The sequence below is a fragment of the Nostoc sp. genome (genome assembly GCF_036919495.1).
Taxonomy (GTDB): domain Bacteria; phylum Cyanobacteriota; class Cyanobacteriia; order Cyanobacteriales; family Nostocaceae; genus Nostoc.
Genome location: NZ_JBALBZ010000157.1, coordinates 1 through 20975, shown reverse-complemented (window position 1 = coordinate 20975; position 20975 = coordinate 1). Strand labels below are relative to the sequence as shown.

Genomic DNA, 20975 nt, shown 5'->3' with positions numbered 1-20975 from the left:
TCCTAACTAATGACTAATGACTAATAAATCACTATCTGAGGTTGCTCAATTGTGCCATCAGGCATTATAGTATCCCGGAGCTTTGCATAAATCAGGTTTGTCTCCCAAAGGTTTGCCTTATTCAAGTTTGCCTTGGTTAAATTTGCCCATGTCAGGTCTGCACCAGTTAAGTTGGCCTCAGTTAAATTAGCTTCTAGTAGTTTTGCTCCACATAGCTTTGCTCTTGTGAGATTTGCTCTAACTAAATTAGCTTCAATCAGTGATGCTTCAATTAATTTGGCTTCACTTAAGTCTGCTTCTCTCAAATCCACATCACATAAAGAAGCACCCCAAAGATTACTATTTGTAAATTTTGCCCGCCATAAGAAAGTTCCGCACAAATTTGCTCGTGTTAAATCAGCATTAATCAAATTAGCTTCGCACAAAGATGCTTCATACAAATTAGCTTCGCGTAGGCTAGCTTGCATCAGATTTGCGCCACTTAAATTAGCACGAGTAAGGATACAGCCACACAAATTTGCATCACGTAAATCTGCTCCTATGAAGTTAACACCGCTTAAATCAATTCCTTTCAGGTCGATTCCACGCAAGTCACATCCACTGAAATCTCGGCGCTGAAAATATTTATTTGTGATTTGACTTAATATCAATTCCTGTTGAGCAGCATAATTATTCATGGTATTCACCTCTGCGTGTAATTTATCTCAAAGGTTGAGTGTGATAGTTACCGTATATTGAGAGTACACCGCAAATGGAGATCATCTGAGTAAATAATCAGAGATAAATTCCCAAAAAATCGCTAAGAGCTTGAAAATGCGCTTTTTAACTGGTTTTTAAAACAAAAAATGCTGACATAGGTCAGGAAACATTGATAAGTCAAATAGAATTAATTAGGCCGGTGAGAATAACTCAAAATCACCATTACTTCTGTCAGCACCCCACCTACAGTCTTTAAGTCTGCCGATTTTGGTTTTTTCATCAGGGATTAGCCGTTCCAATGCACGACGGGCAGGCAGTGTAGGGCAAAAATGTGTAGGCGTAGCCCATTGTAAACATCGCTAGTATTACTAGTTGTGCCAATATTGGAACCAAAAATCATGCTCAAAAATTCTGTAAACAATAGTAAACCAGGACTCACCATTGATTTAAACTCAAATTAAACAAACATTAATACTTAATATAAGTAAGACAAATGTTGTAATAACAATTGCAGATTAAATCATCAAAAATGAATTTATTACTGTTTACAGGGCTAGTAAATTATTGCTTTCTGTATTGCTGTAAACTGAACCGTATTAATATTTAATCACAAATATTTCCGAACTTAGGCTAGGCTGTAAAATCTTTATATGCTAAATTTTAGATAATTGGCATCTGCAATCTTTGTCAACATTCTAGCTTTGCATGATTTACTTTCACTTCTAATTAAAAAATATCTTTATGAGTAGCTTAGTCTTCTTATTAATTGGGTTAGCGACTTTCTTCTTTGCTTGGAAGACTAAGGAGGAAATTCATCGCATTGCGGCTATGGTAGTTGGGACAATTGTTCTGGTTTGGGGATTTGCTCTGGCTCCTTTGTCATTTCAATTGCTATTTGAGATAATCTCAGTTTTAGCGGCTTTCTTTGTTTGTATGCGATGTTTGGGTTGTGGTTTCAAGCAAGATTGATTTTAATCCGATTTTGAACAACATGCAAAAGCCATGTTAGATGAGTTGAGCCAAGAAAATACTTGTAGCAACCTTGTTGTTCAGGCAATTTCTCAACAGTTAAAAGGGGAAGTTCTTGCACTCAAGACCATTGCCCACAATCTAGCTATCAGCGTTCGTAAGTTGCAGATAAAACTGGAAACAGAGGGTACTTCATATCAACAACTCTGGGATGCAACACGTAAAGAATTAGCGCTACGACATCTTAAAAAACAGATGCCTTAATACATGATGTAGCTTTTTTACTAGGCTTTTCTGAACCGAGTGCATTTCACTGTGCCTTCAAGCGATGGACATGAAAAACCCCACAAGCGTACAGGTTGCTTGACTATAACAGTTGATTGTTATTACTCAATATCAAAAAAAAAGCGTAGGCGCAGCCTACGCTGATTTTTAGATTACAAAATACAGCTTAAGCAGCAACAGGTTCCAACAACTTAATATCAGAGAAGATAAATTCTTGAATAGAAAGTTGTCCTGCTGTCTCGGTGCGAATCTCCCGACGATTTAGAATAAAATAGTCACCAACTTTTTCATACTCATCGATAAATTCGCTTCTACCGCCCTTTTGTTCCCCAGTTTTGGGGTCATGGTACACAGAGTCATAGCGGTGGGATAGATAGCCTTCCCCGGTGTCGTGACTGCTGAAGGTGTCAATTGTCACATAAGTACCGTGAATTAGACGGTGAACATGGCATACCTCATTATTGCGGACTTTGTATTTATCGCCTTCAGCCTTACCACCCATTAAAAGCTCAACCGCACCAGTTTCGTCAGTTTTGCCATAGCTAAAGGTATTGGCGCTGTGGGTATCTTCAAAGCTGCGGCGGATGCGGTGAATTGCTATCTCCCATGCTTGACCATGAATTGCTTTCTGGGCTGGCTCGTCATCTACATCCAAAACTTCGGCTTTCAGATTGGCAGTGATGATAACTTTGCCTGTAAACACTTTATCATCATGCTTAAAGGTAATATTTGCAGTATAACCAGGGAAATTCTTGTCCCAAGTGTAGCGGTTCTCATAAGCAGCCCGGAAAAGTTCCTGAGCAGAGAGTTGTGTAACTGTCATGTGCTTCTCCTAGTCGCTACTGTAATTAGCGTTTTAGTTTCCTTGGTATTAGCATAGAAGTAATTGTTGAGGCTTGGATAGTCCCCAACTGGGTACACTTATGGTTAATTCTCTTCACGCCGTATTTGATGCGATCGCCAATGTCCAAAATGAGCAAGAATTAAGGCTAGCTCTCACGGATAAAATTGGTGAGCATTTTGGTGTGCAAAATTGGGGCATTTATTTCCTAGATGAGCAACCAACGGCCCAAATGGATGTTCAGGGCATTCCGGCAGTATGCTTAGAAAGCAATCCAGTCGGGCGCTACGTGGTTGAGCGTCACGCTCCCGCCCATGAACAGTTATTACTATCGCCAGGAGACTGGAAGCATTTTTGCTCGCGTTCCGATCATGAACATGTGATGACTGGGCCAATTGTTTGCAATGGCCGTCTTGTAGGAACGCTTAACTTGGCTCGTGACAAGGGAAATCCGGCTTTTAATGGCAACGATTTAGCTGATTTGAGTGCCTTATGCATTCATTTATCAGCAAAAATGGCAACTCTACGGACAAAACCAAAAATATCCCATTCTCTTTTAGTAAATCCTTTAACAGCGCGTGAGTTAGAAATTGCCGAATTAGTGGCACAGGGGTTAACGAACGCAGAAATTGGGGAAAAACTTTGGATTACGCAAAATTCCGTCAAACAAGCTTTGAAGAGGATGTTTCGTAAGTTGAAGGTTTCGGCGCGTGCAGAAATGGTGGCAAAGCTACAAGATATACAAGTTTCATAAAAAGACGTAGTTTTGTTAATTCACACGGGCAGAAATTTTTAGAGTGCATAACTCTTAAAATCATCAGGGGCTTGGTAACGAAGAGCCTTAAATATTTGGTTAATGCTTAAGTCTTGATTATTTTTGCTGCAATCAATTTCTTAACTGTCTTAACTGTCTTATCTGTCATTGCCTTTTCCTGGCGATGGCGGGAAAATACGGACGTGACGGCAAAAACATTTGTTAACAACGCAATTATCTCAATATACCCTATTTTTTGTGAGGAGGAAAATCAGTGAGTTTAAGAGATCCAAATCAGACATATATATTAACACAAGGACAAGGTGTTAAACTGTCTGGTAATCCCATTCAGACTGAAAACTTTTATATTCAAAAGACCCTGCGTGATGGAGGAAAAATCCGTTTCAAAATTCTTTATTCTGCTGAACTAAAAGGTTTCTGCTTGCTGGAAGTTTTTCTGATGAGAGCGCACAATAGAACACGAACTGCTAGTATGACAATCCCCAATGCTGGTTCAACAGCTACTGCTCAAGAACAAGAGGGAGAATTTAGTATTTGGGAACTAGGAGATTATTACTTCTTTTTCAAAATGTCTTCCAATAATGGAACGTTTTTTATTGAGCATTATCAACTTTATTGGTTAGCTAGTTAATTATTTCTCGTTGAAATACCAAAATTTGCATCCTTAAACTAACGATAGGATTGAGCGAAATCAGCGAAACTGAATATAGCTATGATCGCTGTGTTAAGAAAGTCAACTGTAAATGGTTTCAAGTGGTAATCAAACAATAAAGTTGGATTGAAAAATTACCGGAATTAGGAACAAGCGATCGCATAGCTAGATTTAGAATCAGTCTATGCTGCTAAATCTAGCTATTATCAATTAAATCATCGGGTTAATTATTTTATCCGAAATGATGATTATGACGACAACACAATAGTTTTAAATCTTTTCCAGCCGCTATTATTAAAAAACTGTAGATAGTTGTTGGCTTGGCTAATTCAACATATAAGAGAACTTAACGACGCTTCAGAAAAACCTGAGCAAAGGAAACCTTCGCCCAGAATTTTAGTGAGCATAGAAGCGTGAGAAAAAAGCACCTGATAAATTTTTCTCAAGCACGTTTTTGCAGTGATTTATATTCAAACTCAGCAACACCCACGCCTAGTTGTGTTTTAAAGTAAGCACGGTAGAGTTCGCAACGCGGTAGAATGCGATCGCCTTCATAAGCGATCAACCCCAAGCTTTCGAGCTTATGAGCATAAATAGGATTGAGGAAAATGCTTTGCTTTGCTGTCAGAACTTCAACGTATGCCTTTACTAAACTGGTATTTTCTTTTAGGATTGCCCAGTGTCGCCATAAATGATAACGATAGATACCGCCGTTAGCAATAGCCTCCTGTATCAGTTCTTCTAAGGTGATTCCTTGACAGCATAGATAATACAGAGCAATCCGAATTAGTGCTGGATGTCCCCCCACGAGCGACATCAGTTGAGTAACCTCGTTACTAGTCCAGTCTAAACCATGCCGTTGCGCTAAGTATTCTACTTGGTGGTCAGTAAATTCTGGTAGACGGATAGGTAGTCCGATATTAAATGGGGAGCGGTTGATATCTAAGGAGACATATACTTCTGTGGAATAAATTACCACTAGCTTCAGTTTCTGCAAGTTTGTCTGTTGTCGTGCTTCCTCATACCAAGAGCGCAACAAACCAAAGAACTCCTGAGCAATTTGAGGATATTCAAAAAAGCGGTCAACGTCATTTAACACTAAAACCACCGGACTTTGACATTGCTTGAGCAAATAAGATTGTAAATAGAAACTGCAACTCAACTTACAACCTATTTCCTCATGCCAGTTGTCATCTAGCTTGGGATCAATGCCTAATGCTGTTGCAATTTGCCAGCAAAAAGAACGCAAAAGCTTGTTTAAGTCTGTCAGACAGTTGTCATCGATTTGCTTGCAATTAAGGTTGACTGGGCGATAACCTTGCATCTGAGCAAAGGCTAAAAGCCTCAGTACAAGAGAACTTTTTCCCATTTCTCTTGGTGCTCGAATCCGAATCACACAGCCTGGTTGAATTATTTCTCGATAAACTAGTTCCTCAATGGGGGGACGCTCGACATAAAAGGGGGAATCTAGAGATACGGGGCCATCTGGGTATGACCAAATATTTTCGAGTTGGTTATGCTGTTGAGTAACAAATGAATCTAAGGATAAAATCGGTGATATTTTTTTTTCTGTATCTAAACTTGGTGAAATACTTTGAGAACTTTCAGTATTATTCTGTTCACTTAAGATTGCATAGTCTTCCCTGTGTAATTCTAGATTAAAGGCACTAAAGCATAATTTCAGGGTTTTTTGATCTACGCCTTTATCCAACGACCATAATCGGTTCAGAGTTTTGGTAGAAACATTCATGCGATCGCCTAATTCTTCTAGAGTGAAGTGTTCGCAACTGTTTTGAACTTTTTCGATAGCCAGAATTGCCGCTTGTAAACGCTTCAACCCAGCACTCGTTAGAACAACTCCTCGTCTTCGCGTGCTTTTAGAGTGCTTCATATTGCTAATCATCTATCTGCTTTTTATTAACTATCTCTTCATTGTTTCATGTTTTTAAACAGTTCTCATGCAGTTATTTAGATGTTACTAAACTACTAATATTTAGTAACAAATTATACAAAAATACTTAATAGCAGATATATAAATAGGTATAAATAAACATAACTATATTGTATTGATTGTTATATTTACTGTCCTATGCAAAGCTGTTGACGCTTCTGGATCAAATGTCTTTTACTACTTGCAAATAACAAGCCTTAATAGTTCTCTTTTTTTATGCCAACTTATGAGGATATTACTTAAATTATTTCTTATCTTGTCTTAATCTGAATATTGCAGTAGGGGCGCACAGCTAACTGTACGCCCCTACTAAAGCACTATATTTTATGCAACTGAGAAAGACAAAGACTACAATCTATGATCAGCAAGGGTAAGCGCGTTACCCAGGTATTAGAATTCGGTGATTATACACCAGCGCCCTTATTATTACTCTTTTATTGGCGAAAAGTTATTAGTACTTGTTGCCAATAGGATATCGTAACGCATTTAGCGTCCAACTTTGTTTGAGACATCTCTGGCTGCCTCTGCCGCACTGTCGCCTACATCGCTAGCAGTTTCTTTAGCGCCCTTTACGTATCCACCTCCAAACTCTTTAAGGGCTTCTCCTGACTGTTGCCCAATCTTCTGAAGTCTTTCACCAGGAGAATTTTCGGTTTCGCGAGCATCCTTAAACCACTGCCCTACTGTTTTCGGTCTTTCAGCATCATTTTGCTGTATCTCTTGGCGGACTCTCTCCTTTAAGCCTTTATCATTCTGCCCCTGCTCATAATTAACATTCGTTGTCAGCACTAGAAAACCAACTACGGCAACAGCCAAAAAAGATTTTACCTGAAGTCCTTTAAGTAGGGAACTGATGTTAGCAATCGTTCTAGAAATCAAATTTATCATGCCAATTAGCTTTTTAGACTACAAATAAAGATTAACTATGTAAAGGTAATTATCCTTCTAGCAAAAGGCATATTTTAGTTATAAAAAAGAAATATATTTTAAATCTTTGGGAAGAGGTGATTTTTTTGTCGCTAATTGGTCATTGCGAGCAGAACGCAGTGAAACAAAGCGATCGCTTCATTTTGCAACTTTTAGAAAAGCTAGCTCGTTAAGCGAAGCTATACGCTTCATTCGCAATTGACTTGTAACGATTTTGGTAAATTTGCTTGCATTGGGATGCTCCCTTTTTTAAATCTACTAAAGAAAATTATTATGTTCAAAACGCTACAACAACTCCAAGGGATTATCGCTCACAAAAACTCAGAAAACTTGGGTGATATTGGCATTCTTAAATCTGATTGATTCGGTGCTAAAGTTTCTCCAACAGTCGCCTCCAAATTGCAACCAGTCGCGGGATATTATCCCGTAATTGATTTGAAGCAATTAAGCCAATACCCTAAAGGCTCCTTTGGGCGAGAATATGCCAATCGCAAGTAAATTAACTAAAACCATTAAGCATCAGCTAAGTTGCTCTATTCCATCTTGCTTGGCTCCCTGACAAATCAAAGGAATTTTTGCCACCCTAGTACAAGGGCGAGAACTAGGCAAGAAAGCTGATTTTCTGTTGGGCTAACGCTTTAAAGACCATTGGGAAAAAGCAATTGAGGAGAGGATGTGAGAAAACGATTGGGATTAGCATAAATTTCCACAATTCATCCGAAAAAAGCTTTTTAATCCTCAATAACAGCTTTTTTAGTAGTCTCTCTTTCTGTTTATAAATGATGCTTAAGATTACTTCGGCTGGCAAATGTAGCACTAAATACATTTTTAATGCTACATTTGCTCTTTAATACAGATAGAAATTAAAAAAACATATATCTTTGGTTAGATAAATTATCTATCTTAAGAAACAGAGACTTGATGTATAAAAATAAATAGTTACTAATAACAATCAATAGTAAGACGACTTTTAGGCTAGAGACAAAGTTTTGTCTAACTTAGTGGATTTATACCGTAATCCCTAGATATTGAAGGGCTTGCAGACGGCAAATTAATCCACGTTTTTTCCTCAATACGAGAACTGGTTCAGGTGGAAAGCCAAAGGATGAAATACTGGATTAGGAAATTCGCAATCTGTATAATATTACTGTATAACTTGCTCCTATCAAGTGATTACGCAGGAGCAAACCAACTTTCAAATATTGATGTGCAACAATTAAATGCACTCCCGACGGTTGAAAACTTAGCAAGTGCTGACAATAATCTTGCTAAGAGTAGAAAAGAAAATTTTTGCCAATTTGATGAGATTGTCAAAAGAATAGATAAACTAGAGGGACTATTTACACTTTATTGCAGTGGCGATTCGGGCAAAATTTACTTAGAAATTAAACCAGAGCAGCTAAATAAAGACTATCTAGCTATAGTTACATTGGAATCGGGCATTGGGGAAAAGGGAATTTATAGTGGATTACCTCTATCTGATTTTCTCTTCTACTTTCAACGAGTAAAGAATAGATTGCACTTTGTGATTCGTAATGTTAAATTCCGTGCAGAAACTAGACCCGAACAGCGATCGCTTGCTCGTTCATTTAGCGACTCGGTTCTTTATTCACTCGAAATACACACTATTAAACCAGGCGGTAAAAATATTCTAATCAGCCTAGATGAACTGCTAATGCAGGATTTTCCAGGCTTAACTACCTTATTAAAATACTCTTTGCAGGCTGATTATCACTTGGATACAAGAAAGTCTTATTTAGGTGATGTTAACAGCTTCGCAGAAAATGTAGAAATTGATTCTATTTACGGCTTTTCATCACTAGAAGGAGCAAATTTAGTTACAGTACCCGATAGCAGGGCACTTACTCTGAAGGTACACTACAGTTTTTCTCAGCTTAGAGAAAGTACTGGTTACATTCCTAGACTTGCAGATGACAGAGTAGGATATTTTATTACTGCTTTCCAAAATTTATCTAATAATAATGCTCACGAATCATTTGTCCGTTACATCAATCGTTGGCATCTAGAGCCATCAGATCCTAACGCTCCCTTATCTCCACCCAAAAAGCCAATTGTGTTTTGGATTGAAAATGCTGTGCCACTAGAGTACCGCAATGCGATTCATGAAGGTGTTTTGATGTGGAACAAAGCGTTTGAAAAAGCTGGATTTCAAAATGCTATTGAAGTGCAGCAAATGCCAAATGATGCTGATTGGCAACCCGCAGATGTACATTACAACACTATTCGCTGGTTCAATTCTTTAGATGCAGGTTTTGCCAAAGGCCCAGTGCGCGTTAACCCACTTACCGGGGAAATATTGGATGCAGATATTATTGTGGATGCCAATATGGTGCGTTCAATTCAGCAAGAATATCACGCGCTGATGGAAGAAAATTCATCTTTTACGGATGGACACTTTTCTCAACTGGGCAAAAACCCATGTCCAGGTAATTTATCTGCAACATTCTCGAAAGGTTTTAAAGCTTTTCCTAAACAACATTTAGTAGACAATGACTTCTGCTATAGCATGGAGTCTTCATCTCAAGCCGCAATGGGGGCGTTGGCATTGTCAATTTTGCCAAACACTACACCTAGTAGTGAAACCATGAAGAAGTATGTGCATCAATATTTGCGTTCTCTGATTGCTCACGAAGTCGGGCATACTCTCGGTTTGCGCCACAACTTTCACGGCAGCACCATGTTAACGCCCGAAGAATTAAATAATACTCAAATCACTCGCACTAAAGGTTTAGTGGGTTCGGTGATGGACTATCTACCTGTGAATATAGCACCACAGGGAATACAACAAGGTGACTATTTCCCAGGAGTTGTTGGGCCTTACGACGAATGGGCAATTGAGTATGGTTATAAAAGAAGCCCATCAGTAACACTTGAGGGAATCATTCCAGAATCAGAAAAAACTTTTTTGGAGCAGATTGCACTGGTGTCGCCTCAACCAGAATTATCTTATGCAACTGATGAAGATATCTGGGATATTAATCCTTTGGCAAATGTCTGGGACATGAGTAGTGATGTACTACTTTATTCGCAATGGCAAATGGATAATGCCCGTTTTATGTGGCAACGCCTTGACAAGGGTTATCTATCGAAAGGCGAAAGTTATAGTAACCTGCGCGTCTCATTCAATAGAGTACTTAAATATTATTTTCGCAACGCCACCTTACTTTCTAAATATATTGGTGGACAATCGTTTCGGCGTCTCCATGCTAGTGATGATACTTCTTGGACATTTGTACCAGTTTCACTTTTAAAACAACGTCAAGCATTGACAAAGCTGCAAGAATATGTGTTTGCTGAGAATGCTTTCAGTTTTTCACCACAATTGTTGAATCAACTAGCACCATCGCGCTGGGAACATTGGGGTAATTCTGTACCTAACAACCGCCTTGATTATCCGATTCACGATCGCATTCTGGGTTTCCAAAGTGCGGTACTGCGATCGCTATTAGACAGCGATCGCCTGAATCGTTTACAAGATATAGAATTAAAAACCCAGCCTGGAGAAGCGCTTTCCATCCCGGAACTGTTCGACACCCTGCAAACAGGCATTTGGACAGAAGTTTTAACCCCAGGAGAACCAAAGCCAATTTCTAGCATCCGCCGTTCATTGCAACAGGAATATCTGAATATTTTGCTAGAGATGATGTTGGGTACTAATGATACACCTGAAGATGGGCGAACACTGGCTTGGTATAAATTGCGCCAACTACAAAAAGCCATTGATGTCAGACTCAAACAACTTAGTGAAAGCCTTGATATTTACACCCTAGCCCATTTAGAAGCTTCTGGCGATCGCATCGCTAAAGCATTAAATGCACAGTTAATTTCTAAGTAGTCATAAGGAATAGGGAATAGGGCATTAGTCATTAGTTATTCTCCCCCTGCCTCCCCTGCTCCCCCTGCTCCCCCTACTCCCTCATCCCCCATTCCCCACTTCCCCAAGATACCTTTGCAATAAACCAATTACAACTTCTGGCATTTCCAAATGAGGTAATATTCCTGCATCTGCGATCGCATAAAAATCTTGAGTTGCACTTGGATTTAAATTTGCCAAGCGTCGTCCTAATTTGATGCTGGTAAATTGTGCATTTTCTCCCCAAAAAATGACAGTAGGAATTGTCAGTTGTTTAATATATAAACTCAGATCAAAGTAAAGATCACCCCGCAAAAATGACAAAGCGGCAAACTTGGCATTAGGCTGTTGTGCAGAGGTTAAATAAGCCTCCACCATTTCTTGAGAAACTCGTTGTGATTTGGCAAACAGAAAACTTTGTAAAAAATTTCGGACTGCAATTTCATTTTCAGCACCAAGCATATAAATAAAATTGTCCAACAGAGGCGCATTGATCGCCGAAAGCGGAAGTCTGCGTCCAGCACCCTGTCCAAAATCATCAAATCCAGAAGGGGATACCAAATACAGTGCTTTGAATAAATTGGGTTGAACAATAGCTAAACGAATAGCAAAAGCGGCTGTTAGAGACGAGGCTACCACCGTCACAGGTTGACGACAAGTTTCAATGATAAACTCTGCGATCGTGCTGAGATAATCCCTAATTTTATAATCCCGGACTGGATGAGCCGATTCTCCCCAGCCGATTAAATCGGGAGCTAAAATGTGGTAATTAGAGGCAAAAGCCGGGTAAACTTTAGACCATTCATACGCAGATGCCCCACCACCAAAGTTATGGAGAAACAGTAGTGGAGGTAAATCTTCAGTATCAGCGAAGGGCCAAGGTGCATTAGTTTGGGTATAGTAAACCATTGCCCCCAAGGATGTATGGATAAGTTTATGTCCAAAGCCAGGAGGTTGAAACTGAAGCATAAAATTAAAAAGTATAGTTTAATGGCACTTTACCCGAAGGCAAAATTACGAGGTATAAAGTCAAGCTTACTGATAATTATCTGGGTAAGTAAACTTTTTGTCTTTTAAGCTATTTCATATTTAATTCGCATACAATTCATCCTTGCTTTTGATTACTATCTCCTGTGATCTGAACAAGTTGATTTAGGTTATCACCACTGATGTGATAGGCTGCCCCAAAACCAACTACAAAACGGCCTTCACTCGGTGTTAGCTGGAAAATCCGAAAGTCAGACAAGCCGCGCAAAACCTCGATAATTTGACCAAACCGCCCTTGAAATTGCTCAACAATTTGATTCCACTTATCAGTTTCACGCTCTATCAAATTTGCCGTACAATCAAAATTTAAACGACGACGGGCAAAAATTAGATTACTCTTGGCTTCATCCTCGATAAACAAGACACTAACATGAGGATTGTCATAGAGATTTTTGGTATGAGTTGAAAGACCACTGACGTAAATGTAGATGTTTTTGGAATCATCTATTACAAAGGGAGCATAACTAGCATTGGGTATTGCCTGTGCGCTCACAGTGCTAATAATTACACTCTCAAATTTTTCTGGAAACTTTTCGTACTCAGCTTGAATGTCTTCAAGTTGGCTCATAAGTAAATTACCGTTTGATTAGGAACACCTCATTAAGTATCCTAACGTGATTGAGCGATGTCTACGACGGGCTATTCTGCGTCGCATGGAATGCCAAAGATTTGGCTTAAGGGAATAGGTTACAGGTTATAGTTTTCTCCTGTACCCTTTCCCCTAATTAAAGCAATTCAGCATTATCCAAGCTCTGAGTACCGGAGGATTTAGAGAAACAAACATTGGGCTAAACTGAAGAAAGTTATGAGGACGCAAATATGACTGACAAAAATCGTTCTCAATGGGATTTAGGCAGGTTTATTGAAACCCTGACTTACTTTGAGGTAATTCCTTTCCTTAACTGGGTACAGCAGTTAATCCAAGGCCGTCCTAAGGATAATCAAAATAGACCCAATGGAGGAAGAAATATGGGTGTAATATTAGTAGCAGGTGCAACAGGTGGTGTAGGTAAACGAGTAGTGCAGCGATCGCTCCAACAAGGTTATAAAGTTCGCGCCCTAGTTCGAGATATTGACAGAGCCAGGTCAATTCTTGGTAATAATATAGACTTAGTAGTTGCGGATATCACCCAAGCAGAAACTTTAAATTCTTTAGTTATGGCTGATATCCAAGCTGTAGTTTGTTGCACAGCAGTGCGCGTGCAACCAGTTGAGGGAGACACAGCAGATAGAGCCAAATATTATCAAGGGGTTAAATTTTACCAACCAGAAATTGTTGGCGACACCCCAGAAAATGTAGAATATCAAGGTGTTAAAAATTTAGTCCAAGCGGCAGCAAAATATTTACCCCAAGCAAACGAAAAACCGATATTTGATTTCACCAAGCCATCAGCAGAATTAAAAGATTACTGGGGGGCGCTGGATGATGTCGTTATGGGTGGCGTAAGTGCCAGTAATATTCAATTAGTAGAAAATACAGCTTTGTTTGCTGGTAATGTCTCCACAGCTAACTCTGGTGGATTTGCTTCTATTAGAACCAAGAATTTTGATCCACCCTTCAATTTATCTGATTGCGAAGGTGTGAAATTGCGCGTCAAAGGTGACGGTCAGCGTTATAAAATATTCCTGCGGACAGATACAAAATGGGATGGTATTGGCTATAGCTATTCTTTCGATACCGTAGCTGATACCTGGATAGATGTTCACATTCCCTTTGCAGATTTGATTCCCGTCTTTCGGGCAAAAGTTGTCAAAGATGCGCCACCAATTGAGCAGAATAGAGTTTGTTCATTCCAACTGATGTTGAGCAAATTTGAATATGATGGTGCTTTGAATCCTAAATTTTCTCCCGGTGGTTTTGCTTTGCAGTTGGAATCAATTAAAGCTTACGGCGGGACAAGTTTACCACAATTTATCCTCGTCAGTTCAGCAGGCGTAACTCGTCCTGGACGCCCCGGCATTAATTTAGATGAAGAACCGCCAGCAGTGAAATTAAATGACCAATTAGGAGGAATTTTAACTTGGAAGTTGAAGGGAGAAGATAGTTTAAGAGAAAGCGGAATTCCTTATACGATTGTTAGACCTTGTGCTTTAACTGAAGAACCAGGGGGTAAGGAATTAATATTCGAGCAAGGTGATAATATTAAGGGCAAAATCAGCCGTGAGGATGTGGCAGAACTTTGCGTGCAAGCTTTAAAACTAGCAAAAGCTTCTAATGTCACGTTTGAAGTAAAACAGGGAGATAATACTGTTAACTCTATCGATGGGCAGAAGTTATTTTCTAATTTGGTAAAGGATAAATAAGTGAAGTGACTACAGACTTATACTCTGTAGCCATCCCAACACATCCTGTCTAAATAGACTGTTATGAAAAAAATCCAAGTGCTAATATTTGCTGGGATTTTAGCAACAATTCTCTGGGGTGGATTATTTGGAAACACTGCTTCATCCCAGCAAGTGGAGTCTCGCATCTACAACCTAGAAGCGGACTTAAATCGTGTCGAGTCACGATTAAGCCAGATAGAGTCTCAACTCGGTCGAAGTGGCCACTCTTCATCCCCAAGAACAACACTTACCCCACGGCAGTCAACTGGTTCCAGAAGGAACTTATCACAGCAAGATCCAATGTTTGATCGGCTGGCAACTTTGGTGGTTGAATTGAAGCAACAAGTTAACAAATTAGAGGCGCGAGTTTCTAAATTAGAAAGTCGCTGAGTATTTAAATTATTCTATCTAGTTTTCAAAACTTAACCTCTGCCTTTAATACTTTGTTATTACCAACATTTTTTAAATATTGGGCTTCGTTACCATTTCCACCTCGGAATAAATTCCAAGGCTAATAGCTAAAGTCCTCTAAAGAGGACTAAATACAAAATTTTTAGCCATGTATAAATATCAAGTTCAGATGATTTCTAATAAAATCTATCAATGTAGCGATTGTTTTAAAAGTCAAGCGTAGGTGTAGCCCGTCGTAGACATCGCTTTGTTTGTGGAGATTTATGAAAGCGATGCTTACGGCGGGCTACGCTTACGCACCTCTGTACTTGATTGCAGTGCGACAAAGTTTGAAGTACTCCAACACGACTTCGGAGTACCTCAACACGACTTTGGAGTACCTCAACACGACTTTGGAGTACCTCAACACGACTTTGGAGTACCTCAACACGACTTTGGAGTACCTCAACACGACTTTGAAGTACCTCAACACGACTTTGGAGTACCTCAACACGATTTTGGAGTACCTCAACACGACTTTCAAGTACTTCAACACGATTTTGGAGTATCTGTTGCTTATAAGTGTTTAACCGAACCTGATATAAAAGAGAAAATTTCAGTCCACTTGAGTGGACTTTAGCTATTAGCCTTGGAATTTATTCCGAGGCGGGATATGAGGTTAGCGCGACACTTTGACTGTGACAAATATGTGCGTAACGACAAGCCATAAAGGGAACGGTAGAACCGATTTTATTAATTCGTATAAGCTGGTTTCAACTTCCCCAGGAAGTTAAGCATAGCTGAAACCACAGCATCCGGCGACTCAATTAAGAAGCCATGACCCCCAGCGTTGAGGACTAAAAGTTCAGCGTTGGGAATCCCTTGAGCGAGTTGCTGGGAAAACTTTAGCGGGGTGAGAATGTCTTGTTTACCAACTAAAACTAGGGTAGGACAATGAATTTGTTGAAGACGGTTTGTTGTGTCAATGTCAAGCATGGCTCGGCTGTGATGATAGAGTGAATGAGCCGCAGGTGGGAAAGGATATCTGATTGCAAATTCAATCAGACCTTCGATCATCCCAGGAATCGAGTAGAACGTATCTGTAAATATCCAGGGTAATACGACTTTTTCATAAAGTTTCAAGTCTACATTTTTGCAGAGGTCGCCCCAAGTCTCGATAATGCTGTTAAATAATCGATCACCCTTTGCCAAGGACGAAAGTAGTATCAGACTTTCTACCTTTTCAGGATGTGCTAACACTAACTCTTGGGCTATCTGACCACCCATTGAATGACCTGCTAAATGCACCTTATCGATCGCAAGATGATCGAGCAATGCTGCAACGTCATTGGCCATCTGCTTCAGATTATAGGGGGTTTCGGGAGCAGAACTTCGTCCCATACCTCGGTTGTCTAAGCGAATGACTTGATAGTGCGAAACCAGCGATGGCATAATCAACGACCAATAGGCATGATCGCAAAGAAAGCCAGCTATTAATAGCAAAGGCTCACCCTTTCCCTTAATGTCGTAGAACAACTCAATCCCGTTAATCTGAACTTTGGGCATAGTAAATAATTCTCTTAAGCAGGGATGGACAAGGCTACACTCCTATGTCTTAAATCTCTCGTCCACCGGAATTTGATAGCCGTTGGCGAGGCGATTGGTCATGTTGGCAGTGGCTGCGATCGCCATGAGTTCCCCGAACATGGTATCATTCATACCCTTGGCCAGCGCCCCTGCTGTGTGCGAGGCGATGCAATACTCACAGCCATTCGTCACACTCACGGCGATGTAAATTAGTTCGCGCATTAGTGGATCAATCTCACCGGGGCCAGTCATCACTTCCTTCACCGCTTGCCAAGTTCGTTGCAAGGTAGGGGGATGATTGGCTATAGCTTTCCAAAAGTTATTGATATAGTCATTCTGGCGGGTAGCGCGGATGTCGTCATATACTGCACGTACTTCGTCGCTGGCTTCTTCGTATTCAATCAGCTTAGTCATCGAAAATTTGGGTAGAAACCCCGTCCTTTTATAGATACCAAAATGTAGAATACTACGTTTTTAGCTGCGGACATTAGCGATGATTAAATTCGACCTCTTTTTCCAGAATCTTGATATCATAGCTACCAAAGAAATCGTGGCCCAGTAAGCCAATGCTTGCTTTTGGTGCGATCGCTACCCGAAGATTATTGGCTGTAACTCCACCTACTGCAATAGATTTTACCTTACTGGTTGGGAATTCTACTTGGCTACCATCGGCAATTTGGGCTTGCATTGTCCCTGTAGCCTGGAGTTCAAGTGTATTCGCCATCCCTTGGGTGATAATAGTTTCACTAGAACCTGTATCTACAATCATTTCAAAAGTTTTTTTGTCGTTGAAGGTGACATCAATCACAGGAGTTCCACCAAAGCGGCGTTTGATTGAGACTCGAAAAACTCTGTTCTCTGAAGCTACAGGTACATTGCCACAAAGCCTTCCCAATCCAACGGTTTTACCAGAGGAGGTTATCATATAACATGCTCCTAGATCGTCAGCTGTTGCCTGATGAGAGAATGCTAAAAGTATTAGCGTCGGCATTAGTCCGATTGCAGCTAGGTTAACGGTTATAATCCAACGCTTCCAAGCATTCTTCATGTTATATTCTCTCCAAGTTCGCTGAGTTTTTTTAATAGCTTAACTTATCATAATCGCTGTAATAGTTGGTACTATAAAACCATCTTTTTAAGATAAAATCTAGGTTTTATAAATGTTGATACAACAAAACTTAAACTAATTGGCGTTATTTTTGTTATAACTGTTTTTTATATTAATCACACAAAGTTTGTATTTTTAAGTTATTTATTGATGTTTTTTAATTTGCTGTTTATTTAAATGTCTCCAGAAGATTAAATTGCATTTAACTCAATACATTTTATCTATAATTACTGATTGATAAATTAAAGATTAGGTAAAGACATGATAAAACTACTTAGATCATATTAAATCTGGCAAACTAAGAAGTTAGATAAGATAAATTTGTGATTATTCAAGGGTTTCTGCTGCATGTACAGCAATTGCGATCGCATTTTTAACAGCAATATCTTTTTGTTCTAAGATGATATTTTCACTAACAGTACGCCCAGCAACTACACCACAAATAGCAGCAGCAGCAAAATTATACACTCCTGCCATTTTGAATAATGTGCCACATTCCATCTCATAATTCAAGATATTTAATCGCCGATATTCTTCTGTAATACCATGCAGCGATCGCATTAAATTTGGATTCGCTGAATCAGTGCGTTCTTGTCCTTCGTAAAAAGTATCAACTGATGCCGTAATTCCTATGTAATGTTCAACCTTTAATTCTCGTGCTGCTTTAACTAAAGCGACTGTAAGAAAAGGATCGGCTGCGGCTGGATACTCCACAGGTGCAATATCATAAGCTGCACCTTGGCGACACAATGCTGCACTGCTAATAACAACGCTACCGACTGCTATATAAGGTTGAATGGAACCACAAGTTCCAATGCGAATAATTTGCCGGATTCCTACTTGGATTAACTCATTGACAACAATACTTAATGAAGGCGCACCCATACCACTAGTAGCTGATAAGATGGGGCGGCCATTAGGCAAATATCCTACATAGCTATTGAGTCCGCGATTTTCTGACAACACGCGCACATCTTGTAAATAAGTTTGGGCAATTAGACGCGATCGCTCTGGATCGCCCGATAATAGGGCAATGCTGGGAGGCGATGAACCTAAATCGTCTTGTCCAAAGCCAATGTGATAAAAGCGTTTATTTGGCATAGAGTGAAAAATTAGCGATCGCCCTAACACAATACTATGCTAGGGTGACTTTTATTTTCCTAGAGGAAATCTCCTCCTTCCCATATCTGAAGTTGTCTTTCAGCCGCAACTATACAATTGAGATGCTTGGGTGGATACAGAAAATGATCGTAAGCTAGTTTGACGTGTTGATTATGGTGGCGAATTGCTAACAGCATAGCCCACATCGCTATATAAGGAATATCTGTCCCAGCAATGATCATGGGAACTCGCATAGTAGGTGTGTGAGCCAAAAAAGGATGCTTGTAATGCCCTGTTTCCACAATCATTGATGTTCCCACAGGCTGTTCACCCAAATAATCCTCAAGAATGCGCTGCTGGACTCTTGTCATTAAGGAATCACCGAAAAAACGGATAATTGCCGCATCTATGCCACCATCCATCATTCCGAAAGAGTTAGCAGGGCTGACCATACAATCAAAATCAGGCAACCACTCGAAATAGTTATTCACTATTTCGACATTGGGTAAGTAATAAAAATGCTGTTGAAAGGCTGCATACAACAAAGAGTCAGGAGCTACCAATATCAATTTCAAGCTTTCATTTCCTCCGCTTGAATACCTATTTTAAACGTCAGCGAGGGCAAATCTCAACTGTTTCTCTGTTTGTAACTATGCAATGAGCGGGGGGCAAGGAAGTAATTTTTTGGTGTTGCATATTTGCGGGATGATTTAACAACTTTCAAACTTCCCCCCCTGCTTCCTCTGCTTCCTCTGCTTCCCCTGCCTCCCCTGCTTGCCCCAATTCATCTCACTGTTCTGCAACGCCAATTTTTTTCGCTTATCTCCCCCTGTTCTCAATACAGTTCAGTTGAGGCTAAAAAATAAAGTCTTATTAATGTTGGGTTTCGTTTCTCAATCCAACATTAATAAGACTTTATTGAGTTTCACTTCGTTCAACCCAACCTATTATTCTTTTTAACCCAAGCGTATTGCCCCTGCTCTGAAACCTGAGCGACTAACTCAAATTTCTAGTTAGTTCAGGAAATTTGGAGTACCTTTACCACCATTTTTACCAACCGCAGGAATTTCTAGTAGATTATCGGCAGCTTTGCCAGTACCATCATTGACAACATACATAGAGTTACCTAGATGTCCATTAGGAACGAACAGTTGTGGGTGGTCAAAAGGCGCTTTCTCAGAGACAACTCGCTCATCAGTGAGTCCTTTCAGGAAAGCCACCAAGTCATCTTTTTCAGTTTCGCTTAATCCCAATGGGCGGAGAACCCCTTCCTGACGGAAATCTCCACCACGATTATAGAAGTCCACCACTTGTGGCAAAGTCAAATAACCACCATTATGGAAGTAAGGAGCTGTGAGTTCTATATTGCGTAGTCCAGGAACCTTAAACTGTCCGTCTGCAACTACTGTGTCATTGGAACTAACTGTAACATTGGGGCTTGAACCAAGAAGTTGTGAAAATTTCCCCAAAGCAGCGACCCGCGACTCCGAAAGCGGATTACCAAATGGATCTTGACCACCAATACTGATGTCTTCTAGGGTGGGTCTAACACCGATATTGAAGTAACCTCTGTCCGAGATGGTTCTGGGAGTAGTGGTAGTGGCTCTAAGTCTTTGGTTCTTGACGTTGCTAACCGAGGCGCTGGTGAGTTCCAACCCACTATGGCAGAAGATGCAGGCAGCTTTACCCTCGAATAGTTGTTTGCCTCGTTGCTGCTGCACGGAGAGGGCAGTGGTATTTCCTTCTAAGAAGCGATCGTAGGGTGTATCGTTGGCAATGAGTGTAGACTCGTACAACTGAAGTGCAAGCCCAAAGAATAGCGAGAAGTTATAATCTAACAGCTTGTACTCATCGGTTTGGGAAGAGTTATCTGGTTCGTTTACAAAAGTCCGTTTACCTTCAGCATCAACTTGGATGAGTTGATTAGAGTTCCACCACTCTGGCTTAAAGGCATCTTTAACCAGATCCTCGTAGGTTTTATCCTTGAGTCCGGGCTGAGGATATCCACTGTCTGCACCTAAAACGCTGTCTTGTGGATGCACAATCTGTTTGCCTAATGGTGTGAGTCCAGACAACTTTTGCCCCAGGACTCTGGGGAGCTTTGTACCCCCAATTGACAGAATATTTTCCAGCGAACCATTGACAACTATAAATTTGCTGAGGTCAATTTGACCAAACTTATTACCAATTTCTTGAAAAGTGCGACCATCAGCAGACGACTCGAAGGAACTGAGTGGCGGCCCGACCGCCTGGGAAGCCAAAGACGAATTATTCAGGCTGACTTTGACAAATTTAAGCTGATTTGGGTTTTCTGCTTTCACCACAGAGGCGTTAGGGTCTCTTAAACCGAAGAGACATCTCCGAAAACTATCAAAGCTTTGCTGTGGCTAGCTTATAAGATGCACTCTGCTTGCATCAAAAACTAGCTAGTCAATACGATAAAA

The 20975-nt window shown here is 40.2% G+C and carries 21 protein-coding genes; 8 read left to right on the top strand and 13 right to left on the bottom strand.

What is annotated here, in order from left to right:
• Positions 1 to 20: 20 nt before the first annotated feature.
• Together V7K25_RS22675 and V7K25_RS22670 are read right to left on the bottom strand one after the other, a co-directional pair.
• Positions 21 to 677, bottom strand: coding sequence for a pentapeptide repeat-containing protein (locus V7K25_RS22675; RefSeq protein ID WP_335160794.1), 657 nt, complete (start codon positions 675 to 677; stop codon positions 21 to 23).
• Positions 678 to 985: 308 nt separating this feature from the next.
• Complete coding sequence (locus tag V7K25_RS22670) at positions 986 to 1141, bottom strand: hypothetical protein (protein WP_335160793.1); 156 nt, start codon at positions 1139 to 1141, stop codon at positions 986 to 988.
• Between the two features lie 299 nt (positions 1142 to 1440).
• On the opposite strand from V7K25_RS22670, the gene V7K25_RS22665 reads away from it, so the two are divergent.
• Positions 1441 to 1668, top strand: coding sequence for a hypothetical protein (locus V7K25_RS22665; protein WP_335160791.1), 228 nt, complete (start codon positions 1441 to 1443; stop codon positions 1666 to 1668).
• A 33-nt stretch (positions 1669 to 1701) separates the two neighbouring features.
• Positions 1702 to 1932, top strand: a complete 231-nt coding sequence (locus V7K25_RS22660; RefSeq protein ID WP_335160789.1) for a hypothetical protein — start codon at positions 1702 to 1704, stop codon at positions 1930 to 1932.
• 187 nt (positions 1933 to 2119) lie between these two features.
• Here V7K25_RS22660 and V7K25_RS22655 read toward each other — a convergent pair whose 3' ends face one another.
• Positions 2120 to 2776, bottom strand: a complete 657-nt coding sequence (locus V7K25_RS22655; protein ID WP_335160787.1) for a DUF3386 domain-containing protein — start codon at positions 2774 to 2776, stop codon at positions 2120 to 2122.
• A gap of 100 nt (positions 2777 to 2876) precedes the next feature.
• Between V7K25_RS22655 and V7K25_RS22650 the strand changes: the two genes are divergently transcribed.
• The gene (locus tag V7K25_RS22650; protein ID WP_335160785.1) at positions 2877 to 3548 is read left to right on the top strand and encodes a LuxR C-terminal-related transcriptional regulator; all 672 of its coding nucleotides are present in this window, start codon (positions 2877 to 2879) and stop codon (positions 3546 to 3548) included.
• Between the two features lie 274 nt (positions 3549 to 3822).
• Complete coding sequence (locus V7K25_RS22645) at positions 3823 to 4200, top strand: hypothetical protein (RefSeq protein ID WP_335160783.1); 378 nt, start codon at positions 3823 to 3825, stop codon at positions 4198 to 4200.
• Between the two features lie 463 nt (positions 4201 to 4663).
• On the opposite strand, the gene V7K25_RS22640 is transcribed toward V7K25_RS22645, so the two are convergent.
• Together V7K25_RS22640 and V7K25_RS22635 are read right to left on the bottom strand one after the other, a co-directional pair.
• Complete coding sequence (locus V7K25_RS22640; protein WP_335160781.1) at positions 4664 to 6112, bottom strand: AAA-like domain-containing protein; 1449 nt, start codon at positions 6110 to 6112, stop codon at positions 4664 to 4666.
• Between the two features lie 546 nt (positions 6113 to 6658).
• On the bottom strand, positions 6659 to 7060 hold the full coding sequence (locus V7K25_RS22635) for a hypothetical protein (RefSeq protein WP_335160779.1): 402 nt from the start codon (positions 7058 to 7060) through the stop codon (positions 6659 to 6661).
• 1144 nt (positions 7061 to 8204) lie between these two features.
• Between V7K25_RS22635 and V7K25_RS22630 the strand changes: the two genes are divergently transcribed.
• Positions 8205 to 10955 (top strand): zinc-dependent metalloprotease, encoded by a 2751-nt coding sequence (locus V7K25_RS22630; RefSeq protein ID WP_335160777.1) that lies wholly within the window; start codon positions 8205 to 8207, stop codon positions 10953 to 10955.
• Positions 10956 to 11036: 81 nt separating this feature from the next.
• On the opposite strand, the gene V7K25_RS22625 is transcribed toward V7K25_RS22630, so the two are convergent.
• Positions 11037 to 11942 (bottom strand): alpha/beta fold hydrolase, encoded by a 906-nt coding sequence (locus V7K25_RS22625; RefSeq protein WP_335160775.1) that lies wholly within the window; start codon positions 11940 to 11942, stop codon positions 11037 to 11039.
• A gap of 136 nt (positions 11943 to 12078) precedes the next feature.
• Entirely contained in the window at positions 12079 to 12588 is a 510-nt protein-coding gene (locus V7K25_RS22620) for a HugZ family pyridoxamine 5'-phosphate oxidase (protein ID WP_335160773.1), read from the bottom strand.
• Positions 12589 to 12839: 251 nt separating this feature from the next.
• Here V7K25_RS22620 and V7K25_RS22615 point away from each other — a divergent pair, with 251 nt between their 5' ends.
• From V7K25_RS22615 to V7K25_RS22605, 3 genes are all read left to right on the top strand, one after another.
• Positions 12840 to 14324, top strand: a complete 1485-nt coding sequence (locus V7K25_RS22615) for a CIA30 family protein (RefSeq protein ID WP_335160771.1) — start codon at positions 12840 to 12842, stop codon at positions 14322 to 14324.
• Between the two features lie 63 nt (positions 14325 to 14387).
• Positions 14388 to 14735, top strand: coding sequence for a hypothetical protein (locus V7K25_RS22610; RefSeq protein WP_335160769.1), 348 nt, complete (start codon positions 14388 to 14390; stop codon positions 14733 to 14735).
• Positions 14736 to 15009: 274 nt separating this feature from the next.
• Positions 15010 to 15375 carry a hypothetical protein gene (locus V7K25_RS22605; protein ID WP_335160767.1) on the top strand — a complete coding sequence of 122 codons (366 nt, stop codon included), beginning with the start codon at positions 15010 to 15012 and terminating at the stop codon, positions 15373 to 15375.
• 113 nt (positions 15376 to 15488) lie between these two features.
• Here V7K25_RS22605 and V7K25_RS22600 read toward each other — a convergent pair whose 3' ends face one another.
• From V7K25_RS22600 to V7K25_RS22575, 6 genes are all read right to left on the bottom strand, one after another.
• Complete coding sequence (locus tag V7K25_RS22600) at positions 15489 to 16301, bottom strand: alpha/beta fold hydrolase (RefSeq protein WP_335160763.1); 813 nt, start codon at positions 16299 to 16301, stop codon at positions 15489 to 15491.
• A gap of 42 nt (positions 16302 to 16343) precedes the next feature.
• Entirely contained in the window at positions 16344 to 16736 is a 393-nt protein-coding gene (locus tag V7K25_RS22595) for a carboxymuconolactone decarboxylase family protein (protein WP_335160761.1), read from the bottom strand.
• Between the two features lie 73 nt (positions 16737 to 16809).
• Entirely contained in the window at positions 16810 to 17370 is a 561-nt protein-coding gene (locus tag V7K25_RS22590) for a retropepsin-like aspartic protease family protein (RefSeq protein WP_335160759.1), read from the bottom strand.
• Between the two features lie 387 nt (positions 17371 to 17757).
• Entirely contained in the window at positions 17758 to 18531 is a 774-nt protein-coding gene (locus V7K25_RS22585; RefSeq protein ID WP_335160757.1) for a nucleoside phosphorylase, read from the bottom strand.
• A gap of 59 nt (positions 18532 to 18590) precedes the next feature.
• Positions 18591 to 19106: a macro domain-containing protein gene (locus tag V7K25_RS22580; RefSeq protein ID WP_335160755.1), complete on the bottom strand. Its 516-nt coding sequence runs from the start codon at positions 19104 to 19106 to the stop codon at positions 18591 to 18593.
• Between the two features lie 438 nt (positions 19107 to 19544).
• The gene (locus V7K25_RS22575; protein WP_335160753.1) at positions 19545 to 20855 is read right to left on the bottom strand and encodes a cytochrome-c peroxidase; all 1311 of its coding nucleotides are present in this window, start codon (positions 20853 to 20855) and stop codon (positions 19545 to 19547) included.
• Positions 20856 to 20975 lie beyond the last annotated feature (120 nt).